Genomic DNA, 13628 nt, shown 5'->3' with positions numbered 1-13628 from the left:
AGATATAAAAAAGCCCCGGCAACTACCGGGGCTTTTTGTTTGCTTTTGGTGCCGACTATCCTTTACGCCAGCTCAGCAACGAGCGAAATCTGCTCAGGTGAGCGGGCTGAGCGGAAGCTGCTTGCTGAGGTAGGGCCAGGGGCTGCTTCCGGGTGGGTGAAGTAGGCGCCGGCTTCCTAACGCGGTTTCTGCTGGCTATTGCCTTGGTACGTGTAGCCGGTTTAGCCTTGGCCTTGGTCTTGGTCTTAGCGAGTGGGGCTGCCACTTCTGGTATCCGAATGCGTACGGTCGGGTTACCATCGAAGGTATAGACTGGTTGGGTAGTGGCTTTGCCATCGAGGCGGTATTCCATCACGCGGGCGTAGTACGTGCGGCCCGGCTGTAGCCCGCTAACCTGCACTGTGCTGTCAGGGCCAGCTGCTACCACGTAATTTCCTTGTCCAAGCATGGCCCCTTGCCCGAAGGTCCGGCCGCCAGCATACACCTGTCCATCCACTGGGAAGGCACTGATGGGGCTTCCTTCGCGCAGCACAACCAACCGATGGGTGCCATTACCATTCCGCCAAGCGAGGGTAGCCGTTTGGTTGCCCTGTCGAGCTATGCGGAGGCGGGTAGCGTTTTGCTCGGGTGGAAATAGGTCGTAGGAAGGCCAGGTGTTGGTGCTATTGACGCAGTCCCAGCCCAGGTCCTCCACATCATTCCAGAAACGGTTGGTATTGGGGCAAGAGTTAAACAGAATAGCCCAGGTGTACCCGTCATCGGTGCGCGCTACTAGGCTAGTGGAGCCATTGAGGCAACCAGTATGCCACCAAAGTCCCCGCTTGCTGTTCACCATCCAGCCCTTTGCATACCGTTTCGCGGCCTCTGAGGGGGTAGTCATCGTATCGAGGGTAGCAGGCAGCAATAGGTCGGGGCGCGTGGGGGAGCCATCAACTGCTAGGAGCAGGCGCACCAAGTCGCGGGCGGTAAACAGCCAGCCCCCGTGGGCGTTCATGGCTTCCAGGTTGGCGCCGCCGTAGGCATAAGGCACCTTCTTGCCTGTACCGTAACACGATTCGCCGGTGGCAGGACAGAAATACTCTGCTTCGTTTTCCAGTTTGGCGGTGCGCAGGTTGCGGCCCAGGTGAGCTTCCTGAATGCCCGCAGGCTCCAGAATATGCTGGCGCACCCACGCTTCATAGCGCTGCCCGGTAACTCTCTCAATAATCTTACCCAGCACCAGATACCCGATGTTAGAGTAAGCAAAGCGGCTGCCAGGCGTGAAATTCAGCCCCTTGCTTAACAGGTAGCGTACCAGCGTGGAGTCGCCGACAGGGTTCGGAACATGCATTACCTGCGCGACATGGAGCGGGAAGTCAATAGGATCAGAACTAGTGAAGCCATCTACGCCTGCATCCCGGTTCCAGCCAGCAGTGTGTTCGAGCAGCTGCCGCACCGTGATGTCGTTGATGCGCTGATCCGTCACGACGCTGTTGTAGTAAGAGTCGTTCAGGTAGCCAGTAGAGCCAAAAGCTTTGTGCTGTAAATCAAGCTGCCCTTCTTCAACCAGCTTCATGATGGCAATGGCCGTCACGGGTTTTGACACGCTGGCAACTCGTAGCAAGGTAGCAGGCGTCATTGGCTGGCTTTGGGCTAAGTCTGCGTGGCCAAACCCGCGTGCATACACCAGCTTACCGTGTCGGCTAATAGCAACGGAAGCGCCGGGAATTTTCCAGCGAGCCATAAATTTCTGCACTACAACATCGCAGGGTGCCGTTTCCGGTGAGGATGCGCCGGTTTGCGCCCATGCTGGCAACGCAAGCAAGCTCAGTAACAGAGCAAGCAACTTCTTCACAAATCCAACCTGATTAAAAAAGCCTCTATCACAGCCAAATGCAGCTGTTGCAGTCCTAAAGGGAGACTTGCAATTTTATTAGATATTTTCGATAAAATCGTAATCCTATACTGTTATAAAATATAAATTTTTCAACTATGCAATATTTAGTTATTGACCAAAAGTGCCTTTAACATAGACATTTGACTTTTATAATAAGTATCGTCAAACTATATTAAAGAAGTTGCAATAGGATTAAGTATGGCTGTGTGAATGTGTATAAATAGCATTATTGTTATATAAACCCTTGTCTACTTGTAAGACGCAAAAAAGCGGCAACTGAATGCTCAGCTGCCGCTTTTCTTATTCACAGAATTTTCCTAAAGCTTAGAAATTACGCTCCCCTGCTTCTCGCTTGCCTAGCATTACAGCACCAACCATAGCTACCAGAAACAATACGGAGGCCAGTTCGAAAGGCAATAGATACTGCTGATACAGCACTAGGCCTAGTCGGTCAACCATGCCAATCTGGGAGTCGAAACTAGCATCCGTGGCTGCGCCGGTAGGCTGCACATCTTTCAGAGCTGCTACCAAGATAACGAGCAGAGAACCGCCCGCAATAGCAGCGGCAATCTTCGCCAGCGCCGGCTTGTGAGGCTCCGTATCCACATTCAGATTCAGGAACATAATCACGAACAGGAACAGTACCATAATGGCCCCTGCATATACAATGATGTTCACGGCTGCTAAGAACTGCGCATTTAGCAGGAGGTAGTGACCTGATAACGCAAAGAAGGTCAGAATCAGGAACAGTACGCTATGCACGGGGTTTTTGGCGAATACCACACCCAGCGCGCTGAGTAGCGCCACAAAAGCCAAGAAGAGAAAAAGAGGAGACATATCGGAAGAGTAAGCTGCGTTGCCCGGTATCAGCCTTGGCAAAGGGGTAGGGGGTATTTCTAGGCAGGCTGTTGAGCTAACTTATTGCGCAAAGAGTCTGCTTGTTCCGGCGTCAGTTGAATGCCACGCACTGAGCGGGCATCCGGCGATACAGGCTCTACCAGACGGTCTTTGCCATAAATAAACTCATCTCGTTCGTAGCGAGGGGGCGCAATCTTATCGGGCTGCAGGTACACAGCCGCCTTCGGACAAGCCTCTTCGCAGAGGCCACAGAAGATGCAGCGCAGCATGTTGATTTCGTAGCTGATGGCATACTTCTCCTCGCGGTAGAGGCCTTCTTCACCTTTCTTCCGCTCACCGGCTACCATCGTAATGGCTTCGGCCGGACAGGCTACGGCGCACAAGCCGCAGGCAGTGCACCGCTCCCGGCCTTGCTCATCGCGCTTAAGCACATGCAGGCCGCGGAATACGGGGGAGAACGGACGTACCTCCTCGGGGTAGCGCACGGTGGCCTTCTTCATGAAGAAGTGCCGCATTGTGATGCTCAAACCCTGGAAAATAGCAGGCAAGTAGGCCCGCTCAGCCAGAGTCATTGGCTTCTTCTCTAGTTTCTTGGCTCTATTGGTGAGTTGCATATATCGTCAGACCAGTTGTTATACCCAGCCTATGGTTAGCTGGGCGTAACGAGGTAGGGATGGAAAGTTACTTAATCACCCCGAACAGGATGAGCCCGCCGGTGATGAGAATATTGAGCACGGCCAGCGGAATGAGGATGGTCCAGCCTAGGCGCATCAATTGATCATAGCGGAAGCGCGGCAGAGTCCAGCGCACCCACATAAAGAAGAAGATGAACCCAAAGATCTTGGCGAACAGGCCTACTGTTCCCAGCACCGTAATCAGGTTCTGAGCCGAAGCCAGCTCCCAGCCTTGGCTGCTCACCAGCCAGTCACGCAGCTCATATTGGAAGGGGAAGTTGAAGCCGCCGAAGTAAAGAACGCTCATCACGGCAGACGCCACGAAGATGTTGATGTACTCGGCGAAGAGGTACAGACCCAGCTTCATGGAAGAGTATTCCGTGTGGTAACCGCCTACCAGCTCCGTCTCGCACTCCGGCAAGTCGAAAGGTGTACGGTTAGTTTCAGCGAAGGCACACACACAGAAAATGATAAAGCCGAGGGGTTGCTTTACAATATTCCAGAACTGCCACTCGCCAGCTACCGACTGCTGCAGCGTGATTTCGCGTAAGCTGAGCGTACCCGACATCATCAGAACGGCAATCAGCGACATGCCCATAGCCAGCTCATAGCTGATGTTTTGGGAAGCTGCCCGCACGGCACCAAGGAGAGAAAACTTGTTGTTGGAGGCCCAACCACCAATCATCACGCCGTACACACCCAGCGACACCACGCCGAACACCCACAGCATCCCAATATTTACCTCAATGCCCTGAAGAAAGAAGCTGTTGTTGCCAAAGCTCACGTTGTTGCCAAACGGGATAACCGCCGATGACATCAGGGCCGTAATCATGGCCAAACAGGGGCCGAAGATGAATAGCGCTTTGTTAGCGCCTCCAGGGAAGAACTCTTCCTTGGTGAACATCTTCACTGCATCGGCCAGAGGTTGAAGCAGGCCGTAGGGGCCGGCACGGTCGGGTCCTACCCGGTCTTGCAGGAAAGCTGCAATAACGCGCTCAGCATACGTGCAATAAGTCGCAATCAGCAGCGAAAGTGCGAATACGACGAAGATGACAATGGATTGCCAGCCTAGTGCGGGTAGTTCAATCATTTCAGTTGAGAGTTGTCAGTTGAGAGTTGCCAGTTTGAGAAGTCCGCGGTTACTGTATCTGGTAACTGACAACTCTCGACTGGTAACTGAGAACTAGTTGCCTAATTTCAGCGGCGGGTTCTTTTCTAGGTCGCGCTGGGTGCTTTCGGGGAGGTCAGCTACTACCGACTGATTCAGAACAGGCAGCTCGTAGTGGTTGGCCGAAATTACCGAAGAACGGTCGATGTGGGCGGGGCCTTCGATGGTCCAGTCCGAGGTTTCCTTTTTCTCGAAGCGGCACTCGTTGCAGATCCACTCTTTGACCTCGCCGTACTGATCCTTGCGGGCTGTTGTGCGCAGCACGTCTTTGCCTTTGTACCAGAGCACCACGTTGCCGGAGCACTTGGGGCAGTCACGGTGAGCATTCACGGGCTTCGTGAACCATACCCGCGACTTAAAGCGGAACGTCTTGTCGGTGAGGGCGCCTACCGGGCATACGTCGATAACGTTGCCGGAGAAGTCATTGTCGATGATGTTCTCGATGTAGGTGCCGATTTCCGCCGCATCGCCGCGGCCCAGCACGCCGTGCACCCGGTTATCTGTAATCTGATTGGCCGTGTACACACAACGGTAGCACAGGATGCAGCGCGTCATGTGCAGCTGAATCAGCGGGCCAATGTCAATTTTCTCGAAGGTGCGGCGCTCTTCCTGATAGCGGGTAGTGCTCACACCGTGCTCGAAGGCAAAGTTCTGCAGGTCACATTCACCAGCCTGGTCACACACGGGACAATCTAGCGGGTGGTTGATGAGCAGCATTTCTACAATGCCCTTGCGCACGTTCAGTACCTGTTCGGATGTAGTGTTTTCCACTACCATCCCGTCCTGCACCGGCGTCACGCACGAGGCTACCAACTTGGGCATAGGGCGCGGGTCCTTGGCTGAGCCGGCAGCTACCCGCACGAGGCAGGCACGGCATTTACCGCCCGAGCCTTTCAGCGGGGTGTAGTAGCACATGGCCGGGGGCACAATGCTACCCCCAATTTGGCGGGCAGCATTCAGGATAGTGGTTCCGTCCGGAACTTCTACCTCAACGCCGTCGAAAGTTATTTTAGCCATTATTCAAAGCTTCCTGATCAGGAAGAGAAAGTCATTTACTAGAAATTAAACCAGCACGGCATTAGCCCGGTACACGGCGCCGGGCTGGGCCGCTTCCTTAGCATGGGTCACGTGCCACTCAAACTCGTGGCGGAAGTGACGTACAGCGGCGGCAACGGGCCAAGCGGCAGCTTCACCAAGCGGGCAAATGGTATTGCCCTCGATTTGCTTGGCAACGCTTACCAGCAGGTCGATATCTTCCATGTGGCCGTGGCCGTGCTCCAAGCGGTGCAGCACCTTTTCCATCCAGCCTGTACCCTCGCGGCAGGGCGAGCATTGCCCGCACGACTCGTGGTGGTAGAAACGGGAGAAGTTCCAAGTGTTGCGCACGATGCAGGTCGTCTCGTCCATGGCGATAAAACCACCCGAGCCCAGCATGGTACCCGTTACGAAACCACCATCCGACAGCGACTCATAAGTCATGAGGCGTTTTTCGCCGGCGGCTGTTTTCAGGATGAGCTCCTTAGGAAGGATCGGCACTGAAGAACCACCAGCAACTACTGCTTTCAGCTCCCGACCTTTCCAGATGCCGCCGCAGTACTCATCGGAGTAGATGAATTCCTCGACGGGCAGGCCTAACTCAATTTCGTAGATGCCGGGCTTGTTGAGGTGGCCACAAGCCGAAATCAGCTTGGTGCCGGTGCTCCGACCCACGCCAATCTTGGCGTACTCGTCGCCGCCCTCATTCACGATAACCGGTACCGCAGCAATGGACTCCACGTTGTTTACTACCGTGGGGCGGGCGTACAAGCCCTGCACAGCCGGGAACGGCGGCTTGTTGCGCGGGTTACCGCGCTTGCCTTCCAACGATTCCAACAGAGCCGTTTCCTCCCCGCAGATGTAGGCACCACCACCGGGATGCACGTGCAGGTCCAGGTCGTAGCCCGAACCCAAAATGTTCTTACCCAGGAAACCTGCCGCGTAAGCTTCGGCAATGGCTTTTTCCAGGATGCGCAACACGTACAACAGCTCCCCGCGGATGTAGATGTACGAGGTGTTGGCGCCCAGCGCGTATGAGCTCGTAATCATGCCCTCGATGAGCAGGTGGGGTAGCTTCGACATCAGCTGCCGGTCCTTGAAGGTACCCGGCTCCGATTCGTCGGCGTTGCAAACGAGGTAGCGCGGCACTCCTTCGGGCTTGGCCAGGAAGCTCCACTTCATACCGGTAGGGAAGCCAGCGCCGCCGCGGCCCCGCAGGCCCGACTTCTTCACTTCTTCCACCACCTCGTCGGGGGTCATGGTCTTGAGGGCCTTCTCCACCGAGCGGTAGCCGCCGTGTTTGCGGTATACCTCAAAGGTGTTAATGCCCTCAACGTTAATATGTTCGGTCAGCAGTTTGCGTCCCATAGATTCAGAGCTGAAAGACGTTAGTTGTTGGCCAGCGCGTTGGGTAGGCCGGTTTCTTCCCACGGCAAAGCGGGGCGGTGCACCTGGTTGCGCAGCTCGGTGAGCATGGCATCCACGGCCTCCGGGGTATCGAGCTGCTCGTAGTACTTCTCGCGCACCTGCACAATGGGAGCGAAGCCGCAAGCCGCTAGGCACTCTACCTCCTTCAAAGTGAACAAGCCATCAGCTGAAGCCGGGCCACCCACTTTGGCGCCGGTAATGCGCTCCAGATGGGCCGTCAGCTCATCAGAGCCGCGTAGCATGCAGGGGCCCGTCCGGCAGATTTCCAGCACGTGCTTGCCTACCGGCTTAAGGTTGAACATGGTATAGAAGGTAGCCACCTCGTACACCTCAATGGGCTTGATGTCCAATACCTCGGCCACTAAGTCCTGCACCTCAGGGCTTACCCAACCACCGAACTCGGCCTGTGCAATGTGCAGAACGGGCAGCAGGGCCGATTTCCGGCGGTCGTCGGGGTAGTGGGTGAGCAGACGCTTGATTTCAGCCTGGGCGGCTTCGGAAAATTGCGGCTTGACGGCAGTCGTCTCCATAAAAGTCAAATTCAGCAAAAAACTACGCGTCCAGCTCGCCGGCAATTACGTTCATCGACGACAGCGTCACGATGGCGTCGGAGAGCGTCTGGCCCGTTACCATTTCGGTGTAAGCCTGGTAGTAGATGAAGCAAGGACGGCGGAAATGCAGGCGGTAGGGGGTGCGGCCTCCATCAGAAACCAAGTAGAAACCCAGCTCGCCATTGCCACCTTCTACCGAGTGATACACCTCACCCACAGGCGCCTCAATCTCACCCATCACAATTTTGAAGTGATAGATGAGGGCTTCCATGTTCTTGTACACGGCCTGCTTGGGCGGCAGGTAGTAGTGCGGAGCATCGGCGTGGTAAGGGCCTTCAGGCAGGTTTTCCAGCGCCTGATTGATGATGCGTAGGCTCTGCCAGATTTCCTCGTTGCGCACCATGAACCGGTCGTAGGTGTCGCCTTTGGTCCCTACTGGAATTTCAAACTCGAAGTCCTGGTAGCTGGAGTAGGGGTTCATCACTCGCACGTCGTAGTCGACACCCGCAGCCCGCAGGTTGGGGCCGGTGAAACCGTAGTTCAGGGCCCGCTCGGCGGAAATAGCGCCTACGTCCACCACGCGGTCCATGAAGATGCGGTTGCGGTTGAACATCTTCTCGAACTCGCTCATCACAGCCGGGAATGTTTTCAGCCAGGCCCGCAGCTTTTGGATGGCTACGTCGGTGAAGTCGCGCTCCATGCCGCCTACCCGACCCATGTTGGTGGTCAGGCGGGCGCCGCTTACTTCCTCGTAGATTTCGTAAATCTTCTCCCGCTCGTCCATCAGGTAGAGGAAGCCAGTAAAGGCGCCCGTATCTACCCCCAGAATGCCGTTGCAGATGAGGTGGTCCGAAATACGGGCCAGCTCCATCAGAATAACGCGCATGTACTGAGCGCGCTTGGGTACTTCCACGCCCAGCAACTTCTCTACCGTCATGTGCCAGCCCATGTTGTTGATGGGCGACGAACAGTAGTTCATGCGGTCCGTCAGGGGCGTAATCTGGTAGAAGGGCCGGCGCTCAGCAATCTTCTCGAAAGCGCGGTGGATATAGCCAATGGTAGGCACACCCGAAATAATCCGCTCGCCGTCCATCTGCAGAATGTTCTGGAAGATGCCGTGCGTAGCGGGGTGGGTAGGGCCCAGGTTGAGCGTGGTTAGCTCCTGGTTGAAGTCGTTGACGGAAGGCGCCAGTGGGTGCAGATTGGGTCTCTGCACTTCGGCCTCTTCCACAATTTTGCGGGTGCCTTCCAGCGTATCGTTTACTGCCATGATAAAGGTATCAGGGGCCTAGCGGCCGAAGAAAAGGTCGGTTTTATCTTCGCGGGTACCATCTTCCAGCGCGTATTCCTTGCGCATCGGATGGTAATCCATATCCTCCACATTGAGGATGCGAATGAGGTTGGGGTGCCCCGGAAACTGAATGCCGAAGAAGTCATAAGCCTCACGCTCCATCCAGTTAGCGGTGGAGTAGAGGTCCGTCATCGTGGGCACTACTGGGTCCGAGATGGGGAAGAAGATTTTCAGGCGCAGGCGTACGTTGTGCACGAGGCTGTGCAGGTGGTACACCATTCCCAGTTCCTGGCCTTCCTTATCGGGGAAGTGCATGCCACACATAGTGGTCAGGAAATTCACTTGAAGCTCCTGATCCTGCTGCAGGCCAGCAATGATATCGTGAATCCGTTCCCGCGTGGTCGTAGCGGTCAGCAGACCGTAGGGCTCTTCCACATCGGTGAAAGTGTCCTCGCCGAACAAGCGGTGCAATAGAGCCAGCAGCTGCGCATTTTTCTGCGTTGCCGGGTCCTGGGCAGCGGCGGCTTCTTGTGCCGCCGGGGATTCGTTCTGGTCAGCCATTTCTGAGTATCGAGTATCTGGTGGTAAGTGGCTAGATGCAAACACTTAGGATGTCTAGCTACTCACCACCCACTACTTATTTAATGTTGTAAGACGCCAGCAGAGCCTGGTATTCGGGCGAGTTGCGGCGACGGAGAGATTCGTTTTTGGCCAAGTCCTGAATACGCATCAGGCCATCCAGCACTTGCTCGGGGCGAGGGGGGCAGCCAGGAATGTACACATCCACGGGAATGATCCGGTCGATGCCCTGAAGCACGGAGTACGTATCAAAGATACCGCCCGAGCACGCGCAGGCACCCATGGCCAGCACCCAACGGGGCTCAGCCATTTGCTCATACACTTGCTTTACAATAGGAGCCATCTTCTTGGCAATGGTACCCATCACCATCAGCAAGTCGGCCTGCCGGGGTGAGAACGAGGGGCGCTCGGAGCCGAAGCGGGAAATATCGTAGCGGGCACCCATAGTTGCCATGAACTCGATGCCGCAGCAGGAGGTAGCGAAGGGTAGGGGCCAGAGGGAGTTGGCGCGGGCAATACCCACTACTTTCTCCAGCGAGGTAGCAAAAAAACCGGCGCCTTCCAGGCCTTCCGGTGCATCTACCATTTTGATTTCAGGAGCTCTATTTTCCATGATGGTCAGTCAGTTTGAGGAAGCGCGGGGCTTCAGTCAGGCAACACTAGCCAGCGGCCAAAGGTTGCTTTAGCGCGACTCGTTCCAGCGTAAAACACCCTTTTTGATAACATAGGCAAAGCCCGTCATCAGCAGGGCCAAGAACACAATCATCTGGATGAAGCCAGTGGAGCCCAAGGCGCGGAAGTTTACGGCCCAGGGATACATGAAGATTACCTCCACATCAAAGAGTACAAAGAGAATAGCCGTGAGGAAGTACTTCACCGAAATTGGGGTGCGGGCGTTACCCACCGATTCGATGCCGCACTCGAAGGCTTCATCTTTTACGACGCTCTTCCGGCGCGGCCCCAGCAGGTGCGAGGCTATCATGGAAAAAGCAACGAAGGCTATGGCCAGTACGAACTGCACGATAATCGGCAGAAAATCAGAGGGCTGGTATTGGGTCGGGACAGCGAGAAGCATAGACATCGACAGAGTAAGGCCGCTCAGAAACGGCATGGAAGGCAAAGGTACCACGAAATGCGGGCGGAACAAACGCGAAATAAGCCGTCGGTTAGAAGCCGAAGGCAGAGAAGCAAGCGGACTACGCTTATCGAACAAGTACAATCCTTTATCAGCTTGCCTAAGTGAAAGTAAACTCCTTGGAAGCGCAAGCACTATATGCCTTGTTGAGGTATGAACAGGCTCCTGAACCTAAAGAGTGCCACGCCAGCCTGTAAAGCCGATGGCACTACTACCTTCGCTTAGTAACAGTAGCTTGACTACTATACTTTAGGCATCTCCCAGACCGATCAACTCAACGTGGCGTCAATACCGACAATCTATAAAAAGGAAGCTCCCCGATACTACTGGCCAGGGTGCTGGCTAGTATTGTGGCTGATGATACTTGCTCTGCCAGCCCTAGGGCAACAGCGCATCAAGCAGTCTATCAACGATAATTGGCTGTTCCGTAAAGCTGCCGACACCGAGGACTTTACCAAGGAACCTGCTACCCCTACCAACTGGGAAAAGGTATCGGTGCCGCATACCTGGAATGCAACTGATGTGCTGGATGATGAACCCGGTTACTACCGCGGCATGGGTTGGTACCGCAAGCTGCTATATGTGCCGGCCAGTTGGCAGCAACGCAGCGTGTACCTCTATTTCGAAGGAGCCAACCAAGAGGCGGAAGTATATGTGAACGGACAGCTGGTAGGTCGGCATGCGGGTGGCTACACCGCTTTCAGCTTTCCGGTGAGCAAATGGCTGAAGTTTGGCAACCAAGCGGCTGCGGGGAATGAAGTTCTCGTCAAGCTGACTAACCGGTACAACCCCGATATTCCGCCCCTGTCGGCTGACTTTACCTTTTACGGCGGGCTCTACCGCGACGTGTACCTAGTGGCGGCTGATCCGGTGCACTTCGACTTGGATAATTACGCTTCCAACGGCACGTTCATCACTACCCCTAATGTGTCCGGCGAAGCGGCTGACGTTGTGGTGACGGGTAGTCTGCGCAACGAGTCAAGGAAGGTGCGGAAGGTGATGGTAGCGTCGCAGGTGCTGGATAAGGCTGGGCGCTTAGTTGGGCAGCAGCAAACTACCGTTACGCTGAAAGTAGGGGAGAAGCGAGCTTTCCGACAGCAGTTGCCGCGCCTGAAGCAGCCCCACTTATGGTCGCCCGATGACCCGTATTTGTACCGGGTGGTGTCAACGATACAAGAAGCAGGGGGTAGTAAGCAGGTGCTGGATGAGGTAGTGAATCCGTTGGGACTACGCTGGTTTCGGTTTGATGCCGCCCAAGGTTTCTTCTTGAACGGCAAGCCTCTTAAGCTTATCGGCACCAACCGCCACCAGGATTTTCCTGGGCTTGGCAATGCTTTGCCCGACGCGCTGCACGAGCAAGATGTACAGCTACTCAAGCAGCTGGGCGGCAACTTCCTGCGCATTTCGCACTACCCCCAGGACCCCGCCGTACTCCAAGCCTGCGACCGGCTGGGCATTCTGGCTTCGGTGGAAATTCCGGTGGTTAATGCCATAACCGATTCTCCCGCCTTTTTCCAGAACTGCCGCACCATGCAGACGGAGATGATCCGGCAGGCCTTTAACCATCCTAGCGTTGTTGTGTGGGCTTATATGAACGAAGTGCTGCTGCGACTGCCCGACGGTATCAAGCGCGACAACGAGCCGGGTAGGGCTTACCTGCGCCGCGTTAATCGCTTGGCCCAGGAGCTTGATAGCCTGACCCGTCGTGAGGACCCCAGCCGCTATACTATGCTGGTGAATCATGGTGACTTCGAGCTTTACCAACAAGCAGGGCTCCTCTCTATTCCGCAGATTGTGGGCTGGAACCTCTACCAAGGCTGGTATTCCGGCGACCTGGAGGGCTTCCCGCAGTTTCTGGACCGCCACCGCCGCGAGTTACCCACCAAGCCCACTATGGTAACCGAATACGGTGCCGATTCCGATGTGCGCCTGCATTCCTTTCAGCCCAAACGATTCGATAAAACGACGGAGTACGCTAACCGCTACCATCAGTTTTATCTGAAAGCCATTCTGGATCGGCCCTTTGTGGCCGGCAGTACCGTCTGGAACCTGGCTGAGTTCAACTCCGAAACCCGTCAGGAGGCCGTGCCCCATATCAACAACAAAAGCCTGCTTACCGGCGAGCGGCAACCCAAGGACGCCTACCTCTTCTACCAAGCTCATCTGCTCAAAACGCCCTTCCTGAAAATTGGCTCCCGCTCCTGGACGCACCGCAGCGGCGTAGCTGCCAGCCCCGATTCGCTTTTCTGCCGCCAGCCGGTAGAGGTATATTCTAATCAGCCTGCAGTGCGCCTATTCCTGAATGGCCACGATTTGGGCAGTCAGCCGGTCAGTTTCGGGTTGGCGCGCTTTATGGTGCCTTTTGTGCAGGGCCTGAACCAGTTGCGCGCGCAGGCTCCCGGTCAGCCTATAGAAGACTACACCGACATTGAGTTTCAACTGCTGCCTACCTCTCTGGCATCTGCAAAGGTGCCCTTTACCGAGCTGAACGTAAGCCTAGGTGATGAGCGACAGTTTATGGACCCGAAGCGGCATCAAGTGTGGGTGCCTGAGCAGGCCTACACGCCCGGCGGCTGGGGCTACGTAGGCGGCCACCCCTACGTGCTGCCCGGCAACCGCCTACCCTACGGCTCCGACCGCAACATCCTCGGTACCGACTACGACGCCCTATACGAAACCCAGCGCCTGGGCCTACAGCAGTTCCGCCTCGATGTACCCGACGGTGAGTACGAGGTAGTGCTACATTTCGCCGAACTGGAAGCCGTGCCCCAAGGCGAGCAGCTAGTATATAATCTGTCGAAAGGGACGGAAGCCGCTGCGCCTGCCGCTCAAGGCCGCACCTTCGATGTGCTGCTCAATGGCCAACTCGTACTGCCTGGCCTTAGCACTTCCACCTATCTGCAGCCGCTGCAAGCCGCCAGCTTCAAGTTCACTACCTCTGCTCGCCAAGGCAAAGGCATCATCGTTGACTTCAAAGCTGGTACCGGGGAATCCATGCTGAATGGCATCCAGGTAAAGCGCCTGTGGTAGGAA

The 13628-nt window shown here is 55.7% G+C and carries 12 protein-coding genes; 1 reads left to right on the top strand and 11 read right to left on the bottom strand.

The features are described 5' to 3' along the window. Positions 1 to 55: 55 nt before the first annotated feature. From DNI29_RS13595 to DNI29_RS13545, 11 genes are all read right to left on the bottom strand, one after another. The gene (locus DNI29_RS13595; RefSeq protein WP_262510224.1) at positions 56 to 1735 is read right to left on the bottom strand and encodes a serine hydrolase domain-containing protein; all 1680 of its coding nucleotides are present in this window, start codon (positions 1733 to 1735) and stop codon (positions 56 to 58) included. Positions 1736 to 2200: 465 nt separating this feature from the next. After that, positions 2201 to 2713 carry an NADH-quinone oxidoreductase subunit J family protein gene (locus DNI29_RS13590; protein WP_110978649.1) on the bottom strand — a complete coding sequence of 171 codons (513 nt, stop codon included), beginning with the start codon at positions 2711 to 2713 and terminating at the stop codon, positions 2201 to 2203. A 59-nt stretch (positions 2714 to 2772) separates the two neighbouring features. Next, positions 2773 to 3348 carry a NuoI/complex I 23 kDa subunit family protein gene (locus DNI29_RS13585; RefSeq protein ID WP_110978648.1) on the bottom strand — a complete coding sequence of 192 codons (576 nt, stop codon included), beginning with the start codon at positions 3346 to 3348 and terminating at the stop codon, positions 2773 to 2775. 67 nt (positions 3349 to 3415) lie between these two features. Beyond that, positions 3416 to 4498, bottom strand: coding sequence for an NADH-quinone oxidoreductase subunit NuoH (gene nuoH, locus DNI29_RS13580; RefSeq protein ID WP_110978647.1), 1083 nt, complete (start codon positions 4496 to 4498; stop codon positions 3416 to 3418). Between the two features lie 93 nt (positions 4499 to 4591). After that, positions 4592 to 5593 carry an NADH-quinone oxidoreductase subunit G gene (locus DNI29_RS13575; RefSeq protein ID WP_110978646.1) on the bottom strand — a complete coding sequence of 334 codons (1002 nt, stop codon included), beginning with the start codon at positions 5591 to 5593 and terminating at the stop codon, positions 4592 to 4594. 45 nt (positions 5594 to 5638) lie between these two features. Further along, positions 5639 to 6979, bottom strand: a complete 1341-nt coding sequence (nuoF, locus tag DNI29_RS13570; RefSeq protein ID WP_110978645.1) for an NADH-quinone oxidoreductase subunit NuoF — start codon at positions 6977 to 6979, stop codon at positions 5639 to 5641. 20 nt (positions 6980 to 6999) lie between these two features. Further along, positions 7000 to 7569 (bottom strand): NADH-quinone oxidoreductase subunit NuoE family protein, encoded by a 570-nt coding sequence (locus tag DNI29_RS13565; RefSeq protein WP_110978644.1) that lies wholly within the window; start codon positions 7567 to 7569, stop codon positions 7000 to 7002. Positions 7570 to 7591: 22 nt separating this feature from the next. Then, positions 7592 to 8860 (bottom strand): NADH-quinone oxidoreductase subunit D, encoded by a 1269-nt coding sequence (locus DNI29_RS13560; RefSeq protein WP_110978643.1) that lies wholly within the window; start codon positions 8858 to 8860, stop codon positions 7592 to 7594. Between the two features lie 18 nt (positions 8861 to 8878). Beyond that, on the bottom strand, positions 8879 to 9442 hold the full coding sequence (locus DNI29_RS13555; RefSeq protein ID WP_110978642.1) for an NADH-quinone oxidoreductase subunit C: 564 nt from the start codon (positions 9440 to 9442) through the stop codon (positions 8879 to 8881). Positions 9443 to 9518: 76 nt separating this feature from the next. Continuing rightward, a complete protein-coding gene (locus DNI29_RS13550; RefSeq protein ID WP_110978641.1) occupies positions 9519 to 10073 on the bottom strand; it encodes an NADH-quinone oxidoreductase subunit B in 555 nt (184 codons plus the stop codon). 69 nt (positions 10074 to 10142) lie between these two features. After that, positions 10143 to 10535 (bottom strand): NADH-quinone oxidoreductase subunit A, encoded by a 393-nt coding sequence (locus DNI29_RS13545; RefSeq protein ID WP_110978734.1) that lies wholly within the window; start codon positions 10533 to 10535, stop codon positions 10143 to 10145. A gap of 417 nt (positions 10536 to 10952) precedes the next feature. Here DNI29_RS13545 and DNI29_RS13540 point away from each other — a divergent pair, with 417 nt between their 5' ends. After that, complete coding sequence (locus tag DNI29_RS13540) at positions 10953 to 13625, top strand: glycoside hydrolase family 2 TIM barrel-domain containing protein (RefSeq protein ID WP_110978640.1); 2673 nt, start codon at positions 10953 to 10955, stop codon at positions 13623 to 13625. The last annotated feature ends 3 nt before the right edge of the window (positions 13626 to 13628 follow it).

Source organism: Hymenobacter sediminis (genome assembly GCF_003231285.1).
In the GTDB taxonomy this organism is placed as follows: Bacteria; Bacteroidota; Bacteroidia; order Cytophagales; family Hymenobacteraceae; genus Hymenobacter; species Hymenobacter sediminis.
Note: the sequence above shows the minus strand (reverse complement) of the source record. Positions and strands in the feature narration are given on the sequence as shown.